13 protein-coding genes are annotated in these 13,272 nt (G+C 72.0%); 9 read left to right on the top strand and 4 right to left on the bottom strand.

What is annotated here, in order from left to right:
* Positions 1 to 275 precede the first annotated feature (275 nt).
* The 5 genes from ACZ7M2_RS12875 (at position 276) to ACZ7M2_RS12855 (ending at position 3,246) form a co-directional block, all read left to right on the top strand.
* Positions 276 to 878: a sigma-70 family RNA polymerase sigma factor gene (locus tag ACZ7M2_RS12875; protein WP_471595263.1), complete on the top strand. Its 603-nt coding sequence runs from the start codon at positions 276 to 278 to the stop codon at positions 876 to 878.
* A gap of 25 nt (positions 879 to 903) precedes the next feature.
* Positions 904 to 1,689, top strand: a complete 786-nt coding sequence (locus tag ACZ7M2_RS12870) for a zf-HC2 domain-containing protein (protein WP_471595262.1) — start codon at positions 904 to 906, stop codon at positions 1,687 to 1,689.
* A 458-nt stretch (positions 1,690 to 2,147) separates the two neighbouring features.
* Positions 2,148 to 2,582 carry an ATP-binding protein gene (locus ACZ7M2_RS12865; protein ID WP_328510979.1) on the top strand — a complete coding sequence of 145 codons (435 nt, stop codon included), beginning with the start codon at positions 2,148 to 2,150 and terminating at the stop codon, positions 2,580 to 2,582.
* Positions 2,579 to 2,779, top strand: a complete 201-nt coding sequence (locus tag ACZ7M2_RS12860; RefSeq protein ID WP_355590628.1) for a hypothetical protein — start codon at positions 2,579 to 2,581, stop codon at positions 2,777 to 2,779. Before ACZ7M2_RS12865 ends, ACZ7M2_RS12860 begins: the two co-directional genes overlap by 4 nt.
* 2 nt (positions 2,780 to 2,781) lie before the next feature.
* Positions 2,782 to 3,246 carry a hypothetical protein gene (locus ACZ7M2_RS12855; protein WP_471595261.1) on the top strand — a complete coding sequence of 155 codons (465 nt, stop codon included), beginning with the start codon at positions 2,782 to 2,784 and terminating at the stop codon, positions 3,244 to 3,246.
* Positions 3,247 to 3,349: 103 nt separating this feature from the next.
* On the opposite strand, the gene ACZ7M2_RS12850 is transcribed toward ACZ7M2_RS12855, so the two are convergent.
* Together ACZ7M2_RS12850 and ACZ7M2_RS12845 are read right to left on the bottom strand one after the other, a co-directional pair.
* Positions 3,350 to 6,199: a CHAT domain-containing protein gene (locus ACZ7M2_RS12850; protein ID WP_471595260.1), complete on the bottom strand. Its 2,850-nt coding sequence runs from the start codon at positions 6,197 to 6,199 to the stop codon at positions 3,350 to 3,352.
* Positions 6,199 to 6,510 carry a hypothetical protein gene (locus ACZ7M2_RS12845; protein ID WP_471595259.1) on the bottom strand — a complete coding sequence of 104 codons (312 nt, stop codon included), beginning with the start codon at positions 6,508 to 6,510 and terminating at the stop codon, positions 6,199 to 6,201. Before ACZ7M2_RS12845 ends, ACZ7M2_RS12850 begins: the two co-directional genes overlap by 1 nt.
* 154 nt (positions 6,511 to 6,664) lie before the next feature.
* On the opposite strand from ACZ7M2_RS12845, the gene ACZ7M2_RS12840 reads away from it, so the two are divergent.
* From ACZ7M2_RS12840 to ACZ7M2_RS12825, 4 genes are all read left to right on the top strand, one after another.
* On the top strand, positions 6,665 to 7,069 hold the full coding sequence (locus ACZ7M2_RS12840) for a hypothetical protein (protein WP_471595258.1): 405 nt from the start codon (positions 6,665 to 6,667) through the stop codon (positions 7,067 to 7,069).
* Complete coding sequence (locus ACZ7M2_RS12835) at positions 7,066 to 7,974, top strand: hypothetical protein (protein ID WP_471595257.1); 909 nt, start codon at positions 7,066 to 7,068, stop codon at positions 7,972 to 7,974. The genes ACZ7M2_RS12840 and ACZ7M2_RS12835 overlap by 4 nt, the downstream gene beginning before the upstream one ends.
* Before the next feature lie 205 nt (positions 7,975 to 8,179).
* Entirely contained in the window at positions 8,180 to 10,231 is a 2,052-nt protein-coding gene (locus ACZ7M2_RS12830) for a phosphocholine-specific phospholipase C (RefSeq protein WP_471595256.1), read from the top strand.
* Positions 10,232 to 10,283: 52 nt separating this feature from the next.
* A complete protein-coding gene (locus tag ACZ7M2_RS12825) occupies positions 10,284 to 11,129 on the top strand; it encodes an LURP-one-related family protein (protein ID WP_471595255.1) in 846 nt (281 codons plus the stop codon).
* 96 nt (positions 11,130 to 11,225) lie between these two features.
* On the opposite strand, the gene ACZ7M2_RS12820 is transcribed toward ACZ7M2_RS12825, so the two are convergent.
* Positions 11,226 to 12,185, bottom strand: coding sequence for a DMT family transporter (locus tag ACZ7M2_RS12820; protein WP_471595254.1), 960 nt, complete (start codon positions 12,183 to 12,185; stop codon positions 11,226 to 11,228).
* Positions 12,182 to 13,081: a phosphatase PAP2 family protein gene (locus tag ACZ7M2_RS12815; protein ID WP_471595253.1), complete on the bottom strand. Its 900-nt coding sequence runs from the start codon at positions 13,079 to 13,081 to the stop codon at positions 12,182 to 12,184. The genes ACZ7M2_RS12820 and ACZ7M2_RS12815 overlap by 4 nt, the downstream gene beginning before the upstream one ends.
* Positions 13,082 to 13,272: the final 191 nt, after the last annotated feature.

Genomic DNA, 13,272 nt, shown 5'->3' with positions numbered 1-13,272 from the left:
CCGGCGCCGTGGGCGAGTGCGCCGCGTCGTGTCTCTCGGTCACCTCTGATCCGTCCTTGCCGTGTGGGGAATGGAGGAGGAGCGCCGCGAAAGTCGGCTCTTGTATGGCTCCACGGGCGGCGAGGGCGCTCGGTTCGGTAGATATGCACTTTTTATGACGCTTCTTGGTGATCGCCGTAGAACGGTCGACCCCCGGGTGCTCCGCTCGCGGAGCGTCACCATTGCCGCGCCGTGCGTTACACGACAAAGCGATACATATGCGCGATGATCGACTTATGCCCTGGAGTTCCCGAAAACGTGATCAAAAGACCGATCCGGATGACTCCGCGCACCGTGTCTCTGGTAAAGGGACCCTTTCGACCGCAGACGAGGAACTGCTGCGCACTCTGTACGCGGAGCACGCGGGACCCCTGTTCCACTACGTGCTGCGACTGACCTCAGGAGACTGGCAATGGGCGGAGGATGTCGTGCAGGAGACGCTGCTGCGGGCGTGGCAGCATCCCGCCGCGTTCGACCCGGCACGCGGCCCGGCCCGGGCATGGCTGTGTACGGTCGCCCGGCACCTGGTCATCGACGCCCACCGGGCCCGGCGGGCCAGACCGGCCGAGGTCGGCGGCGAGGCGCTGGAGCGAGCCGCCGAGCAGACACCGGGCGAGGACGAGATCGAGCAGGCACTGCAGAGCTGGGCGGTGGCCGACGCCGTCCGGTCACTGTCCCCGGACCACCGCGTCGTCCTGCTGGAGACCTACTACCGGGGCGGGACCATGACGGAGGCCGCCCGGGTGCTGGGCATCCCGCTGGGCACCGTGAAGTCGCGGACGTACTACGCCCTGCACGCCCTGCGGCTGGCGCTGCAGGAACGGGGCATCGAGCCATGACCGTGGCATGCAGGAGGTGGCGACCATGAGCATGAGCGCGGAGCACGACGCCCTCCGGCAGGCGCTGGGGGGATACGTCCTGGGCACGCTGCCCCCGGCGGAAATGGAACAGGTGCGCGTCCACCTCGCGGAATGCGCCGAGTGCCAGGCGGAACACGTCAAGCTGGCGGGACTGCCCGCGCTGCTGGCGACGGTGACCGCGGCCGAAGCTGCGGGCCGGACCGCGCCGGTGGCCGACGAAGACCTGGCCGACCGGCTGGTGGCGCGGGCGGCCCAGAGCGCTCAGGGCTCCTCGCCAGTACGGCCCACCGTGTCCGCGGTGCCGCAGGCGGGTGTGCTGGAGAGGCTGCTCCAGCAGGCCGCGGCCCGGCGCCGCAGGACCTGGCGTCTGCAACTGGCCGGTGCCGCCGCCTCCCTGACGTTCATCGCGGCAGCGGCCGGCGGCACATGGCTGGCGACCACCGGATCGGTGGGCAGTCTGGCGACGCGGCCCGGGCCGACCGCGCCGACCGCCTGGCGCACCTTCTCGGGAAGTGATCCCGCCACCGGCGTCACCGCCTCGGTCAAGGTCTCGCCCTCTGCCTGGGGCAGTGTCCTCCAGGTCTCCGCCAGGGGAGCGCCTGCCGGAATCACCTGCCGGCTGCAGGCGGTCGGGCCCGGCGGGGTCAGGGCGGACGGCGCTACCTGGCGGGCGGGCGAGTACCCTCCCGGCACCACGATCCCAGGAGCGGTTGCCATGTCTCCGGGAGCCATCGAGCACTTTGAGATCGTCGCAGGCAACGGTCAGAAGCTGGTCACGATGCAGGCGTGAGCGGTGGGGAGCCCGCCCGACGATGCGTCGGGCGGGCTCCCCGCGTATCCGGCCGACTCCTCACGGCGCGCCTGGAGGAAAGGCGCGCCGGCTGCGTGTGCGGGTGGGCACAGTTGTGCGGGGGCCTGTGGCGTTCACCTCAACCTCCGCCGGAGGAGGCCGAAGGCGGCGCCCCGGACCCACTCGGGACGCGCCCGACGGCCGAGGTGCTGCCCGTGCCCTGCTCGTCGGGTTCGGCATCGAGCTCCTGCGGAGGCGAGTGAGCTCGGCCCGGTCAACGGCATTGACCTGAGCCGCAAGAAATTGAGCAAAAGGCGTGAACAACCCGAACCGTTCGGCATGTGCCGCCCGTGGAACTGAATGAGCGCTCCCCTACAGGATCCGGCCCACCGACCGCCCCCCCGAAGTCCTTGGCGGTCCTCCACTTTCCGGTCTCCGCACATCCACGGAAGAGCCAGATGACCATGTTTGTCACCGATTCCCCCCGTCCGAGCTCGCTGCTCACCCGGCACTGCAGTCACCAGGCGCTGCTCACCCTGCCCGCGCAGGAGGCGCACGTCTCCGCCGTTCGTCACTTCGCGGCCGATCTGCTGGAGACCTGGAGTGTTCCCGCGAGCGAACGGGACTCCGCCGTTCTCATCGTCGACGAACTCGCCGCCAACGCCGCCCAGTACGGACGCGAGCGCATGACCCTGCTGCTCGTCCTCGAGCACGGCACCCTGCACATAGTGGTCAGTGACTCCGGAATGGTCGTGGAGCACCTTCGCCCCGACATCGCCCCGGACGAACACGGCCGCGGCACCGGCATCGTCCGGCACCTCGCACAGTCCACCGAGGTCCACCAGACGGGCGACGGCCGCGAGGTCCGCGCCTGTCTGAGGTGCTCGGCATGACCGGCCCCGGATCCCCCGATGCCTCTACCGACCGGGCCTTCGCTACCCACAAGCCGTGCCCCATCGACCGCTGCCCGGGCCCGGCGCAGGTGCTCGTGCCCTCCCCGGCGAACCTGTCGGTCCTCGACCACGGCGACCCCGACCATGACACGGTGCTCTGCAAACGCTGCGGCCTCGGTGTAACGGCGGAGGTGTGAGCATGAGGGTCACCCCGAATACCGCCGAGGCCATCGACGCGCCGCCTCCGCACGTGGCGTACGCGAACGCCCCCGACCTGCGCCGCGAGATGCACCGAGTGCTTGCCCTCGGAGCCGAACGCGACGGCCGCCGCGTCCGGACCGTCACCGGCCCGCCGGTCGACGCGACGGCCGCCGAACGCGCCTGGCTGCTGCGCAGGGCTGCTCTCATGGACCGGATGGCCCTGGACGGCCCGGGCCCCGGCCCGGACGGCGCCGCCGCACAGACCGCCGAACAGCTCTTGCTGTACGACCGCCGCCATCCCGGCCTGGTGGCCGGCCCGCACCACCCCGACGCGATCACGGTCGACCCCGGCCGTCGGCCCTATGTGCGCCAGGAGTACGCCGCATGGACGGCCGCCGGGCGCCCCGGCACGCACCAGGAGGAGCGGCGCGTGCCCGACCTCCGGTACCGGGCGGGCGCGTGAGTACGACCAGTACCGGGCGGGCGTGTGAGTACGACATCGCTCGGGGAGCCCGGCCGCACCTTCGGCCACGGAGAATCCTCCCGCGTGCTTCAGGCCGATACGCCTACGGCCCCACATGGATGTACGGCGCCCACAGGCTCGGGTTCAGGCGGTAGCCCTCGTCGGCGTCGCGGAGGGCGCGTACCGCGGTGTGCAGGGCGCGTGCCGTCCGGCCGGGGAAGGGGTGTCGGGGCGCGAAGGCCGAGTAGAAGTGGTCGGCCAGTTCTCGGGAGGTGTCGTCGTCGACGCCCCAGAGGGTGCCGATGACGTGGGTGAAGCCGGCCATGTGGAAGGCGCCGGTGATGTGCAGCGCCTCGTCGGCGTACTCGCCGCGGCCGCGAGTGGTCTCGCACGCCGAGAGGTACGCCAGCTCCGCGGCCGGGAGCCGGAGCCGGGCGATGTCGGTGAGGGTGAGCGGGGCCGTGTCGTGGTCGTGCAGCAGGACCTGGCCGGTCGCGACCCCGTCGTCGGCGGCGACGGCGTGGCAGGCGAAGTGCACCCAGGGGTGGTGGGGGAGTGCGTCGAGCACGGTCCGGCGTAGCGCCTGCTCGTCCAGGAGCAGACGGGCGCCCGGTCGCGCGGCCAGCAGGGCGGCCTCCGCCCGCGCGCCCTCCAGTGGCACGAGCCCCGCGCCCGGCGGCGCCGGCACGGCGACCACCAGGGGGGCCGTGGGGGCGGTCGGCCGCCGGTCCTGTCGTGCGCTCTGGCGGCGCCGGGCGTGGACGAGACTGTTGACGGTCGGGGCGTACGAGCTGACGGCACGGTCGAGCAGGTTGTCCCGGTCGTTCTCGTGGCGCCCGGCCGCGTGCAGGGGCAGGGCGGTCAGGGGGCCGGTGGGGATCCACCACATCCGTCCCGGGGACTCCCCGCCGGGCCCGTCGTCGGCGTGGCGCCCGAGCGCGTCCAGGACCGGTTCGGCCACCGCCGTCCACAGCCAGGCGAGCGCCTCCCGGATCTCGGACTGGGCGTCGCGCTGGCGGGACAACGGCCGGCCGGCGTCGCCCGCCGTACGGACGGCGACGAGGAAGGCGTCGGCCCGGCGGACCACCTCCGCATGGCTGAGCGCCGTCAGCGGTACGCACCGCACCCGTCCCTCGCGCAGGACGAGCGCGTCGCAGCGCAGCGGGCTGATGTTGACCATCACCACCGGGCCCTCGTCACCGAGTCCGGCGAGCATCTCGGCGGTGCGGGGGAGCCGTAGGAAGTCCCCGAAGCCCGGCTCGCGTCGGATCGCCGCCACGAGCCGGTCCCATCGTTCGGCGAGGGCGTGCCGGTCCTCGCCCGCGAGTGGGGTGCCAGGGGCCGGGTGGCCGGGGCCGGTCCCGGCCGGCCCGGACGAGATGAAGGAGGCGGCTTCGGGGCGGTCCAGCTGGGGGATCAACCGGGCGTACTCGGCGGCGAGTTCGTCCGGCAGACGGCTCAGCAGGTCCGTGGTGTCCGTGCGGGCGCCGAGGGCTTGGGCGAGCAGCACGCCACGGCCCTGCTCCAGGAGCCGCAGCGCGAGTTCGGGGTCGGCCAGCTCCAGCGCGCAGGCCGCCGCGTCCTGCGCGAGACCCGCGAACTTGCCCAACTGGCGTGCGCGGTCCATGCGTCCGATGCGGTACGACGCCGTGCGCGGCAGCAGTTCGACCGCGAGCCGGAACGGTTCCATGGCCGCGGCGTGGTCGTCGGGCGAGCCGCTCTCGCCGCCGCCGATGACGCTCAGCGCCCACAGGTGTGCGCAGCCCACCCGGACGCTGACGTCCATGGTCGGGTCGGACGCGGCCTTCCGGTACAGGTCGATCGCCGCCGCACGGGCCTGCGGATCGCCCTCGGTCACCGCCCGCATGCCCAGGGCGGAACCGTGGTTCAGCAGGGCGAGCCCGCGCAGCGCGTGCCCTTCGGGGGTCGTGGCGTACGCCTCGGCGGTGGCCCGGACCCATGCGCGTAAGGCCCGCCGTTCGCGGCGCGTCGAACGGCGTCCGCCGCCACCGTCGACGACCCCGGGTGCGGGCGCGGCGACATCTGCCGCGCCGATCAGTTCCAGACGCCGTACGGTCGCCAGCACCGCGTTGCGCTGCACCAGGTTGGGATGGCCCGCCGGGGTCGCGGCGACCGCCCGGCGGGCGGCCCTGGCGGCCTCGCGCAGGTCGGCGGGGTCCGCCCGGGCCTGATGGCGCTCGGCCAGGATCGAGGCGAGGTTCGACAGGAACCGCGGATACAGCCGATGGCGCCGCGGGACTGCGGCGAGGACCGCCCGCGCCAGCAGAGCCGCCTCGTCGAGCGCCTCCGGGGCGCCGTCGGGGGACTGGTGGTGATGCAGACGCAGCGCCTCGGCGAGGTTGGAGCGGGCCCAGGTCTGCTCCTCCGTGCCCGGCTCGGCGCAGGCCACCGCCGCCCGGAAGGTTTCGACGGCCTCCGCGAGCGCGGCGGAGTCGCCGTGCAGGTGATGGAGGCTCAGCAGCGCGTCGCCCAGGCTGTTCAGACGGTTGGAGCGTCGCACCGGGGTCGAGTCGAGGGCTGTCCGGATCGCGTCGACGGAGGCGGTCAGGTCCCGGGCGTCGTGCGTACGCAGCCACCGCAGCCGCAGCGCGCCGGAGAGGTTCGTCCAATAGGAGGGCGTGGCGACGGTGACCTCCGCCCCGTACGGGGCCAGGGCCTCGCGGAACAGGGTGATGGCCCCGTCCAGGTCGGCCGGTTCGCCGAACCGTTCGTAGCGGGACCACAGGACCGTGCCGACCCCGTTCATGGCGGCGCCGCGGAGGTCGATGTTCTGCGTCCTGTCGAGCACGGCGTCGAAGAGGACCAGGGACCGTTCCAGGTCCGGGAGCCGGCCGGTGCGCTCGTACCGGGTGTGCGAGTCCTCGGCGGCGCCGAGCACCGCGAGCAACTGCTCGTACCCGGGTGCGCCGAACAGGTCGTACGGGGCGGACATCAGGAACCGTGCTGCCCAGGGGAGCCCGGAGCGTCACGCTCGTCGCGCTTTTCGCGGATGCGTCGGGCCATCGCTTCGCCCAACGGCCCGTTCCGGTCGAACCATGCGGCGGCCTCGTCGTCGCGCCCCAGCGAGAGCAGGGTCAGGGCGAGATTGGCGGTGGCGTCCTGGCTGCCCTGTTCCGCCGCCCCGGTGAGTACTTCGACGGCCTCATCGAGGCGCCCGTCGAGCCGCAGCTTGATGCCGTACTGGTTCAGGGCCTGCGGGGAGCCCGTCTCGGCCGCCCGGCGCAGCTCGGCCTCCGAGGGCATCACCTTGAACGTGAACCGCGGTCCGTCCGATCCGTCCTGCTCCGCTCTCCGTGCCCGCGTGCGTCGACGCCAGAACATCGGCATCACCCCCCGTGACCGTCGGTGATCGCCCAGTATCCTCTCAACTCGGTTGCCATGTAAGGAGGTTGCAAGGATGGCGGAAATCCGCACCGGCGACGGGGACGGGGACGGCGAGTCGAGGGCGGTGCGGTCGGTCGTCTGCGCCCGGCTGGACGAGATCAGGGGCTTGGTGCCGGCCGAGCGCCGGCCGGAGCTGGAGGAGATCCTCGGGGCGCTGCGGGGGAACGGCGACCCGGCGGGTCCACAGGCCGCGCTCCACCGGCTCCTGCGCCGCTGCGGGGTGGCGGCCGGGTTGCGCGCGTTCACCCGGGGCGCGGGCATCGGCGGGCTTCCGGCGGCCGTGGAAGGGCACCCGGTGGTGGAGGCGTACGTCTGCCCGGGGGACCGCTGCGACCGCCGGACCCCGGCCCGGAACCAACCGGTGCCGGAGACCTGCCGTCTGTACGGCGAGCCGATGCGCCGCCGCAGGTTGTCATGAACGCCGTGCTCGCCGAGTTGGGCAAGAACCTGGCCGCGCGCTGGCTCACCCACCTCGTCCCCTCGGGGCTGCTGTTCCTCGCGGTCGCCGGGGCGGGGCGGCTGCTGGGCCAGGCGCACTGGTACGACGTCGGCCGGGTCACCCGCGCGCTCGACGACCTGGCCGGGCATCCGGCGAGCCGGTCGACCGGCGGTGTGGTGCTGGCGGCGTCCGCGACGGTGATCGCCTCGGCCGGGCTCGGCCTCCTCGCCCAGGCGCTCGGCGGGGCGGTGGAGCGGCTCTGGACGGGGGACTGGCCCGCACCGGCACGGCCGCTCGGCGGGCGGCTGACCGAGCGTCGGCGAGGGAGGTGGCGGGCGGCCGAGGACGCCTACGCGCGGGTGGACGCGCGAGCCGTCGCACAGGGGCCGCCCCTCGACCCCGGCACGCTCCGAGAGCTCGCGCGACTGGCCGCGGTGCGCAACCGGATCTCCCTGGTGGAGCCCGCCCACCCCTGCTGGACCGGCGATCGCGTCCGCGCCCTCGACCTGCGCGTCCACCAGGCCTACCGGCTCGACCTCGACTCCGCCTGGTCCCGGCTCTGGCTCGTCCTGTCCGCCGACACCCGCACCGAACTGCGCACCGCGCGGGAGGTCTACGACGACGCCGTCCGCCTCGCCGCCTGGAGCCCGCCGTACCTGCTGGTCGCCGTCTGGTGGTGGCCGTCCGCCCTGATCGCGCTGGGCCTGGCGATGCTCGGGGCGCGCCGGGGCCGGTCGGCGATGGACGCCTTCGCCGAGCTGGTCGAGTCCGCGGTGGACCTCCACGGCCGTGACCTGGCCCTCGCGCTGGGCGTGGACTGCCCGGGCAGGCTGGACCGGGAAACCGGCCTGGAGATCACCGCCCTGCTCCGCAAGGGCGTCTGAATCCGTGACCCGGGCCGCCCTGCTCCGCAAGGGCGTCTGAGACCGCGCATCGGCGCGGACGGCACGCGCGCTGGTGTTCGCATCGCAGACCCCTGTGCGTCACACCGGCGCCACGGGGTCTTCCCCGACATTCGTTCCTCTTGGAACACTCCCCCCGCGCAGGTCCCATCCACAGCACCACGTCAGGACAAGAGGTCACCCAGTCATGCCTCAAGTGAACCGACGCCGCTTCCTCCAACTCGCCGGTGGTACCGCGGCGTTCACCGCGCTGTCGAACAGCATCGAGCGCGCCGCCGCCCTGCCCGCGCACCATGGGTCCGGCACGATCGACGACGTCGAGCACATCGTCGTGCTGATGCAGGAGAACCGGTCCTTCGACCACTACTTCGGCTCGCTCAGAGGCGTCCGCGGTTTCGGTGACCCCCGCCCGTCCACGCTGCCCAGCGGCAAGTCGGTCTGGCACCAGTCGGACGGCACCAAGGAGGTGCTGCCCTTCCGGCCCGCCGCCGACAACCTGGGCCTGCAGTTCATCCAGGACCTCCCGCACGGCTGGAGCGACGGGCACACCGCGTTCAACGCGGGCAAGTACGACAAGTGGGTGCCCGCCAAGTCGTCGACGACGATGGCGTACCTGACGCGCGAGGACATACCGTTCCACTACGCGCTCGCCGACGCGTTCACCATCTGCGACGCGTACCACTGCTCGTTCATCGGCTCCACGGACCCGAACCGCTACTACATGTGGACGGGGTACACGGGCAACGACGGCAAGGGCGGCGGCCCGGTCCTCGGCAACGACGAGGTGGGCTACGACTGGACGACGTACCCGGAGCGGCTGGAGGCCGCCGGGGTCTCCTGGAAGATCTACCAGGACGTCGGTGACGGCCTCGACGCGAACGGCTCCTGGGGCTGGATCCCGGACGCCTACCGCGGCAACTACGGTGACAACTCGCTGCTGTACTTCAACCAGTATCGCAACGCCAAGCCCGGTGACGCGCTCTACGACAAGGCCCGCACCGGCACCGACGCCCGCAAGGGCGAGGGCTTCTTCGACCAGCTGAAGGCCGACGTCAAGGGTAAGAAGCTGCCCAAGGTCTCGTGGATCGTCGCGCCCGAGGCCTTCACCGAGCACCCCAACTGGCCTGCCAACTATGGTGCTTGGTACATCTCCCAGGTCCTGGACGCGCTGACCTCCAACCCCGAGGTGTGGGCGAAGACGGCCCTGTTCATCACCTACGACGAGAACGACGGCTTCTTCGACCACCTCGTGCCGCCGTTCCCGCCCCAGTCGGACGCGCAGGGCAAGTCCACGGTCGACGTCGGCCCGGACCTCTACAAGGGAGACGCCGGCCGTGCCGCCGGACCGTACGGACTCGGCCAGCGGGTGCCGATGCTCGTCGTCTCGCCCTGGAGCAAGGGCGGTTTCGTCTGCTCCGAGACCCTCGACCACACCTCGATCATCCGGTTCATGGAGCGCCGCTTCGGCGTGCACGAGCCGAACATCTCGCCCTGGCGGCGCGCGATCAGCGGCGACCTCACCGCCGCCTTCGACTTCTCGTGCAAGGACACCAAGCCGGTCGCGCTGCCGGACACCGACGGTTACCAGCCGCCGGACCACGACCGGCACCCCGACTATGTGCCGACCCCGCCCGCGAACCCCGTGCTGCCCCGGCAGGAGCGTGGCTCGCGCCCGGCCCGCCCGCTCAAGTACGCGCCCCTCGTGGACGGTTCGGCGGACACGGCGGCCGGGAAGTTCACGCTCGCCTTCGGTTCGGGTGCCAAGGCCGGCGCCGCCTTCTTCGTCACCTCCGGCAACCGCACCGACGGCCCCTGGACGTACACCACCGAGGCCGGCAAGACCGTCTCCGACACCTGGAACTCGGCGTACTCCGGCGGCTCGTACGACCTGACGGTGCACGGTCCCAACGGCTTCCTGCGCGTCTTCAAGGGCCCCGGCAAGACCGCGGGACCCGAGGTCACCGCGCGCCACGTCGGCGAGAACGTGGAGCTGACCTTCACCAACAAGGGCTCCGGCACGGTCGAGCTCAAGCTCACAGGCGGCTACGGAGGGCGGCCGAGTTCGTTCAAGGTGCGGGCGGGCGCGACCGTGCGGCACACGGTGGACCTGCGGGCGAGCCGGCGCTGGTACGACCTGACCGTCGTGTCCACGGCGGACGCGGGGTTCCTGAGGCGGTTCGCCGGACATGTCGAGAACGGTCACGCGGGTGTGAGCGACCCGGCGATCGTCACCTTCTGATGGATATCTCGGCTCTGGTCAATTTCCGGCCGGCTCACGGTAGTGTGCCCCGGTGACCACGCATTCGAACACTCCTGCAGGCTGGTACCCGGATCCGCACGGGGCGCCCCAGACGTTGCGTTACTGGGACGGCTCGCAGTGGACCGAGCACACCAATGTGGACCAGGCGGCCCCGGCGGGGCCGACGGTTCCGCAGCAGGCCCAGCAGCCGTACGGACAGCCGGCGGCCGGTCCCGACCCTCGCGTGCAGCAGCAGGTGCAGCGGCAGGCGGGTGTCGCGGGCGGCGGCGCCGGGGGTGGCACGCTGTTCACCGAGCCGGTCCTGGTGGTGAACCAGAAGGCCAAGCTGATCGAGCTGACCAACGAGTACAAGGTCATGGACCAGCAGGGCAACCAGCTCGGCGCGGTCGTCGAGGTCGGTCAGAGCGGTCTGAAGAAGGCAATCCGCTTCGTCTCCAGCCTCGACCAGTACATGACGCACAAGCTGGAGATCCGTGACGCCCACGGGCAGCCGGTGCTGCGGCTCACGCGTCCCGCGAAGTTCATCAAGTCGCGGGTGGTCGTGGAGCGTCCGGACGGACAGCCCGTCGGCGAGATCGTGCAGCAGAACATGATCGGGAAGATCAACTTCGCGATCAACGTCAACGGCCAGCAGGTCGGCGCGATCAAGGCGGAGAACTGGCGCGCCTGGAACTTCGCCATCGTCGACCACACGGACAACGAGGTCGCCCGGATCACCAAGACCTGGGAAGGCCTCGCCAAGACGATGTTCACCACGGCGGACAACTACGTCCTCCAGATCCACTACCAGCTTCCCGAGCCCCTGCTGAGCCTCGTCATCGCGACGGCGCTCACCGTCGACACGGCGCTCAAGCAGGACGCCCGCGGGCTGGGCTGAACCAGCACACGACAAGAAGGGTGGCCGCGGAACTCTCCGCGGCCACCCTTCTTGTCGTACGTGCTCCTGGAGCCTTCCCAGAGCCCTGCGGGAGCCCTACAGGGGCGTCAGCTGACCCGAGCCGGGCTGTTTCGGCAGCATCGAGGGTTCGTACGCCGCCGATCCGGGCTCCAGCGCCAGCACCGCGGCGACGGGGTGCTCGTCCCCGGCGTCCACCAGAGGTTCGGGCCGCGCCGGCTCCGGCACCGAGCGGGACAGCGTCACCACACCCCACGCCGCCACGCCCGCGCCCAGGGTCGCCAGCAGCAGGCCGGCCGGGCCGCCCTGCAACTGCTCCCCGAGCAGGAAGAGGCCTATCGCCGCGGCGGCGACCGGGTTGGCGAGCGTCACGACGGCGAGCGGGGCGCCGAGACCACCCCGGTAGGCGATCTGTGACAGGAGCAGTCCGCCCGCCGCGAAGACGGCGACGAGCAGGGCCACCACGATCACCTGGGCGCTGAGCAGTGGTCCGGAGCGGTCCGTCACGGCCACGGTCACCGTCTGCGTGAGAGCGGAGGCGACACCCGAGGCGAACCCGGAGGCGGTCGCGTGCCGCAGCCCCGGCCGGGTGCCGGGCCGCGACAGGATGCCGATCAGGGCGGCCGTCGCGGCGGCCACGCCCAGCGCCTGCGGCACGCTCAGAACGTCGTCGGGCGCGGGCCCGGACGCCGTGACCAGCAGCGCGGACAGTCCGATCAGGGTGAGCGCGGTACCGCGCCACTCGACCGGGCTGACCCGCCGTCCGGCGACCCGTGCGCCGAGCGGTACCGCGGCCACCAGGGTGAGCGCGCCGAGCGGCTGTACGAGCGTGAGCGTGCCGTACTTCAGCGCGGCGACGTGCAGCAGCGCGGCGGAGGCGTTCAGTACGACGGTCCACCACCAGGCCCCGCTGCCCAGGAGCCGCAGCATGCCCGAGTCGGTCGTCCGGGAGGCCAGCCGCTCCTGGGCCACGGCCGCGGCGGCGTACGCCACGGCCGAGAAGAGCGAGAGGACCACGGCGGCGAGTGTGGCGTTCATCGTCTTGCCCCCACGAGCTCCGGTACGGATTCCTTTTCGCCAGCACCGCCGGCCCCGCCGGAATTCCCGGCTCCGCCGTCGGCTTCGTCAGATGCCTCGTCATCGGCGGCAAGGCCGTGCGCCTCGGTCGCCGCGGCTCCGCGCGGCAGACGGATCACGGCCAGCGCGATGCCGAGCAGCGCGGTCGCCACGATCGCGTCGAGCCAGTAGTGGTTCGCCGTACCGACGATCACGAGCAGGGTGAGCAGCGGATGCAGCAGCCACAGCCAGCGCAGGCGGGAGCGGGTCGCGGCGATCAGGCCGATCGCCACCATCAGGGCCCAGCCGAAGTGCAGCGAGGGCATCGCCGCGAACTGGTTCGCCATCTCGTCGGTCGCCGGGTGCGCCCCGTAGACGGTGGGCCCGTACACCTGTCCGGTGTCCACCAGACCCGCCGCGGTCAGCAGCCGGGGCGGGGCGAGCGGGAAGGTGAGGTGCAGCGCCAGGGCGGCGGCGGTGACCACGGCCAGGACCCGGCGGGCCCACACGTAGTGGACCGGGCGCCGCAGGTACATCCAGACCAGGAAGGCCACGGTGGCCGGGAAGTGCACGGTCGCGTAGTAGGTGTTCGCGAGGTGCACCAGGGTGTCGCTGTGCAGCAGCGCGCCCTGTACGGAGCCTTCGCCCGGCAGGTGGAGCGTCCGCTCCCAGTCCCACACGCGGTTCGCGTTGCGGAAGGCCTCGGCGGTGTGGCCGTCGGCCAGCTGCCTGCCGACCTTGTAGACGAGGAAGAGTCCTACGACGAGCAGGAGCTCACGTACGAGAGGCGGCCGTGCCGCGGTGTCGTGCGGCGACGGCCGCCGTATCGCCGCGGCCGGCTCTGGTTCTGCTTCCGCAGGCTCGGTTCGGGATTCCATCCCCCGGCCCCTTTGCTGACGGTGTTGCTTGGGGTGGTGCGCGGTGAGCCCAGGACAGCATCCACTCGATCACTCGAGATTCACTCGACAGCGGAGTGGGTCCTGTCCAAGGCTCATCGATACGGAAGTGTACCGATACGAAGGTGTTCCGATACGCCACTGTACCGATACGGACGCGTACCGGTACAGTG

Source organism: Streptomyces sp. NPDC111507 (assembly GCF_055638955.1).
This window is presented reverse-complemented; position numbering and strand designations above follow the sequence as displayed.